Genomic DNA, 4,314 nt, shown 5'->3' with positions numbered 1-4,314 from the left:
TGGTGTTTTGCTCGATGATTTGGGCCATTTCTCTATAATGAGAAAAACGTCCGATAATGCAAGATTATCGGACGTTTCAATCTGACGACAGGCCGTGCGGTTAGGCGCGATATTGCTGGCATAAACCGCGCTCTTGACTTATGCTCGTGTGCATGGATTCGCTCGCGCCCCCCGCTTCAACGGCATCGATATGGCCTCACCGTCTTCCTGGTTGGGCGTTGTCGCGCGGGCGCGACATCAGCGAAACCGACGCCGCCTTCGCCGCCGGTATCGGATTGAAATCCCTCGATGATTTGATCCGCGCCGATCCTCCTTGGCTCGGCTGCTGGCGCGACCGCCTAGCCCTGAAATCAGCCGCCGTCGCGGCCCTTATGCTCGATCGGAATGAAGAAGAGAATGCGCTGCGCGACGCCGTTTTGCTGACTCCCGCGAATGGAGATCCGGGACCGGCCGGAAAGCTGTTTTTGGCCACACGAATGCTGGCACGTCGAACAGCGATGCCCGGCACTGCGTTTGTCAGGGAACTGGCCGAGCTTCTGTCTATCCGATGGGACACGGAGCTGTGCTCGATCGCGGATCTCGCCGATGTGGCAATCCAGTCCGGGCGCGCGGCCCCCATTGCGATTGCTGATCTGGTATCCGCGATCATGGCGCTTCGTCCGGACGCGGAGGTCCTGGCTCTGGCTTTGGCAGACATCGTACTGGCCCAGAAGCTGAGATGGGCGCGACCCGTGCCGCTTCTGCTACCTGTACGGTTCGGGTCTGCATTCCGCACTACCGGCGGAAGAGGTCGAGTGCGGCCAGGTGAGCCAGCTTATCCGAAGGCAATTTGTCTGGCGCTGGTCAGCAGTGTCGAGGCGGCGCTTCAATCTGCCGCCGACATCGATCGCCGTGCCGCTCGGTTAATGGCAGCAGTGCCAAAGGTGAGGACCAAGGGGGGCGATGCGGTTATCCAAAAGCTCCTCAATGAAGACGCGGTTCCGGCCTCGGCGCCGGGGTGCAATCTGTCACGCTGGGCAGCCACTCGACTGTTTGAGCGGCTGGAGAGTTTCGAAGCAGTGCGGGAACTGTCCGGCCGCTCTTCCTTTCGAATTTATGGGTTATGACGATGAGGGGAGCGAGCGCAGCAAAAACAAGTCAACGCGAAGCGAAAGACCGCCAGCAGGAGGTCCTTTATGATCGTGAGCTCGAGGCACTGCCTCCAGAACTGCGGTGGCGTGAATGGATGTTGCGAGTCGAGGCGGTGATATTCGCCTCGTCCGAACCGGTCAGCCGTGAGATGCTGGCGCGGTTGGTCGGCAAAGAGTGCAGTATTGATCTGTTGGTTGATGACCTCATAGACGAATTACGAGATCGACCATACGAACTGGTATTGGTCGCAGGCGGATGGCAGCATCGCACCCGAGCGCGGTTTGCTGAGACAATTCGCATTTCGACCGCTCCGGCGAGATCAGTTGCACCACGGCTGTCAGAGACCGAGTCTATGGTGTTGACGGCGGTGGGATATTTTCAGCCGATCACCCGGGCCGAATTGGCAAAGATTTTCGGCAAAGAGGTCAGTCGTGACACGATCGCTGGCCTGCGCGATGCAGGCTTCATCGTTTCAGGGCCGAGAAGCCCGACACCCGGCGCGCCCTATACCTATGTGACAACACCCCGATTTTTGTCAGTGTTTGGCTTTGAGACCCTGCGTGATCTTCCCAACATCGAGGCACTTGAGGATGCTGGGCTTCTGAGCAGGCGAGGCGCGTTCGATACCTCCAACGAAGATCTCGCCGACCTCACTTCCGGCGGACAGGACGACGATGATGCCAACTGATATTCCTGCTCATCATGAATTCGTTCGATAACGGCCTCTTCTCCGCGATCCGATGTACTCGAGTAACTTGAAATGGAGCAAGGCGCTGATATCTCGACGCGCGGTTTTCAGGCTGACATGCCAAGTTTGAACGATCTCCCTCGCACTGAAGCGCTCACCCATTCTGATCTGCTCCAAAAACCATAGCTGTCTGAATAGATGGCGTGGTTGCCGCTCTACCCACCCGGAACGTTCTGTCAGAGGATGGTCGGGTTAAATCCAACGGGTGGAAGGATGGCAGCATGACATACGACACGATGATTGGGATCGATCTGGCGAAGAACGTTTTTCAGGTTCACGGAGCTTTGCTTTCCGGAGAGGTGAAGTTCCGGCGGAAGCTATCCCGACAGCATTTTCGCAGATTTATGGCCGGGCAAGGCGCTTCGATCGTCGTGATGGAGGCGTGCGGGGGTGCTCATTACTGGTCACGCGAGATGACGAAACTCGGTCATGAAGTGCCGCTGATAACAACCAACGCACCCGCAGAAATGACTGGGAGGCGCCAGTTACCCTCCACAAGTGTTACGATCACAGGTGCTGGAGCGGGCCATTTACAAGGTGTTTCGACGGGGTTGCTGTCCGCACCAATTACCATGGCTGTCAATCGGCATCGTAACGGGACCCCATATCGGCTCCCAAAAGGGACCCCTGCCTCTGGTTGCATAGGGTCAGCGCGCGTAGGCCCGGAGCTCTCCATTTAGCGCAGGGGCCTGCGGGCGCGGGTTGTTTGTCTTTTCGGCTTTAGCTTTGAGAGCGGTTTTTGAAGCGCCAGGATTCGTTCCCGGTTTCCACGATCTCGCAATGGTGGGTGAGCCTGTCGAGCAGAGCGGCGGTCATCTTGGCGTCGCCGAATACGGCCGGCCACTCGCCGAAGGCCAGGTTTGTCGTGACGATGATCGATGTCCGCTCGTAGAGGCGGCTGATGAGGTGGAAGAGAAGCTGGCCGCCGGCCTGGGCGAATGGGAGATAGCCCAGTTCGTCCATGATGACGAAGTCGAGTCTGGTGATGAAGTCGGCAAGCCGTCCCTGCTTGCCGTTGCGTGCTTCTGTTTCGAGCCGATTGACGAGGTCGACGACGTTGAAGAAGCGGCCGCGTGCGCCGTTGCGGATTAGGGCGCGTGCGAGCGCGATGGACAAATGGGACTTCCCCGTGCCGGTCCGCCGACCAGAACGATATTGTGCTGCTCGGCGAGGAAGGCTCCTGTCGCAAGCTGGCGCACGAGCCCTTCGTTGACCGGCGTGTCGGTGAAGTCGAAGTCGTCGATGTCCTTGGCCAGCGGCAGCTTGGCGACGGTGATCTGGTATTTGATGGAGCGCGCCTGCTTCTCGGCGATCTCCGACTGAAGCAGGTCGCCGACGATGCGTGGCGGTTCGTGCTGCCGCTTGATGCCGGAGGCCATGATCTCGTCATAGGCGCTGCGCATGCCGAACAGCTTCAGCGTGCCCATCATGTCGAGGATTTGGGATCGTTCCATATCAGCTTGCCCTCCTAAGGCTGTCGTAACGGGCGCAATCGGCCAGAGGCTCGTGGGTCAGGCGAAGCGCGTCGGGAATGGAAAGGATGGCGGCCGGCTGCGGATCACGCTTGCGGGCCAGGATGTTGATGATGACGGCAGCCGAGAATACGCCCTGATCGAGCGCCTCCTGGCAGGCCGCTTCGACGGCGGGGAGCCCGTCCAGGCCCACACATTCGAGGATCGACACCATCTGCCGGTCGCCGTCATGCATGGCCTTCAGCCGGCGGCGCACCTTCTCCATGGCGGCGGGCAAAACCCAGTCGTGGAATGGCGCACCGTTGCGCAACGCTACCGGTTTGCGTGTCAGGACCGGCACGTAATGCCAGGGATTATAGATCGTCTCGCCACGGCCGAAGCAGCGATCGTGTTGGCCGATCTCCACGCCATCCTGCCGGATGACGATGCGATCGGCATAGGCATGTATCTCGGCCGGGCGGCCGACTGCCGTGGACAGCACCGAGTATTTGTTGTTGTCGAAACGCACGAGGCAGGTCTTGCCGATCGAGGCCTGCACTGCGTGGAAGCCGTCGAACTTGCCGGGATAGCCGACCAGATGCGGCCGTTCCGCATCGAACACCTCCCAGATCGTGCGCTCCGTTTGATCGACATGCTTATGGGCGCGGGCATAGCTGATGCACTTGTCCAGCAACCAGCCATTCAGCTCATCGTAGGATTTGAAGCGCAGCCGCGGCGTGAAGAAGCGTTCCCGCACCAGATTGACCTGGTTCTCGACCTGGCCCTTCTCCCACCCCGACGCCGGCGTGCAGGCCACCGGCTCGATCAGGTAATGGCTGCACATCTGCAGGAAGCGGCGATTGTACTGCCGTTCCTTGCCGACGAAGACCGTCTCCACCGCGGTCTTCATGTTATGGGATGGACGCCTCCCTCCGAACCTTCAGAATGAAAGGCCAACCAAAGGAGGAAGTCATGACATTCGAA

Annotated in this window: 2 protein-coding genes and 3 pseudogenes; 3 read left to right on the top strand and 2 right to left on the bottom strand. The window is 59.5% G+C overall.

The genetic code is table 11. The features are described 5' to 3' along the window. Window positions 1–152 precede the first annotated feature (152 nt). From FIB18_RS24415 to FIB18_RS25520, 3 genes and pseudogenes are all read left to right on the top strand, one after another. A complete protein-coding gene (locus tag FIB18_RS24415; protein WP_140023468.1) occupies window positions 153–1,106 on the top strand; it encodes a DUF1403 family protein in 954 nt (317 codons plus the stop codon). Window positions 1,107–1,108: 2 nt separating this feature from the next. Continuing rightward, window positions 1,109–1,819, top strand: a complete 711-nt coding sequence (gene scpB, locus FIB18_RS24410; RefSeq protein WP_456236705.1) for an SMC-Scp complex subunit ScpB — start codon at window positions 1,109–1,111, stop codon at window positions 1,817–1,819. Between the two features lie 281 nt (window positions 1,820–2,100). After that, window positions 2,101–2,325: pseudogene (locus tag FIB18_RS25520) on the top strand (IS110 family transposase); the annotation flags it as partial. Window positions 2,326–2,599: 274 nt separating this feature from the next. Here the strand turns inward: FIB18_RS25520 and istB are convergent. Beyond that, a pseudogene (istB, locus tag FIB18_RS24395) lies at window positions 2,600–3,333 on the bottom strand (IS21-like element helper ATPase IstB). Next, window positions 3,266–4,243, bottom strand: a pseudogene (locus FIB18_RS24390) (Mu transposase domain-containing protein); the annotation flags it as partial. The pseudogenes FIB18_RS24390 and istB, both read right to left, overlap by 68 nt. Window positions 4,244–4,314 lie beyond the last annotated feature (71 nt).

This window comes from Brucella pecoris, assembly GCF_006376675.1.
Classification (GTDB): Bacteria; Pseudomonadota; Alphaproteobacteria; order Rhizobiales; family Rhizobiaceae; genus Brucella; species Brucella pecoris.
Note: the sequence above shows the minus strand (reverse complement) of the source record. Positions and strands in the feature narration are given on the sequence as shown.

Excerpts from the sequence above, each read along its gene's own strand:
- FIB18_RS24415 (WP_140023468.1), top strand. The coding sequence starts at position 153 with ATGGATTCGCTCGCGCCCCCCGCTTCAACGGCATCGATATGGCCTCAC.
- scpB (WP_456236705.1), top strand. The coding sequence starts at position 1,109 with ATGAGGGGAGCGAGCGCAGCAAAAACAAGTCAACGCGAAGCGAAAGAC.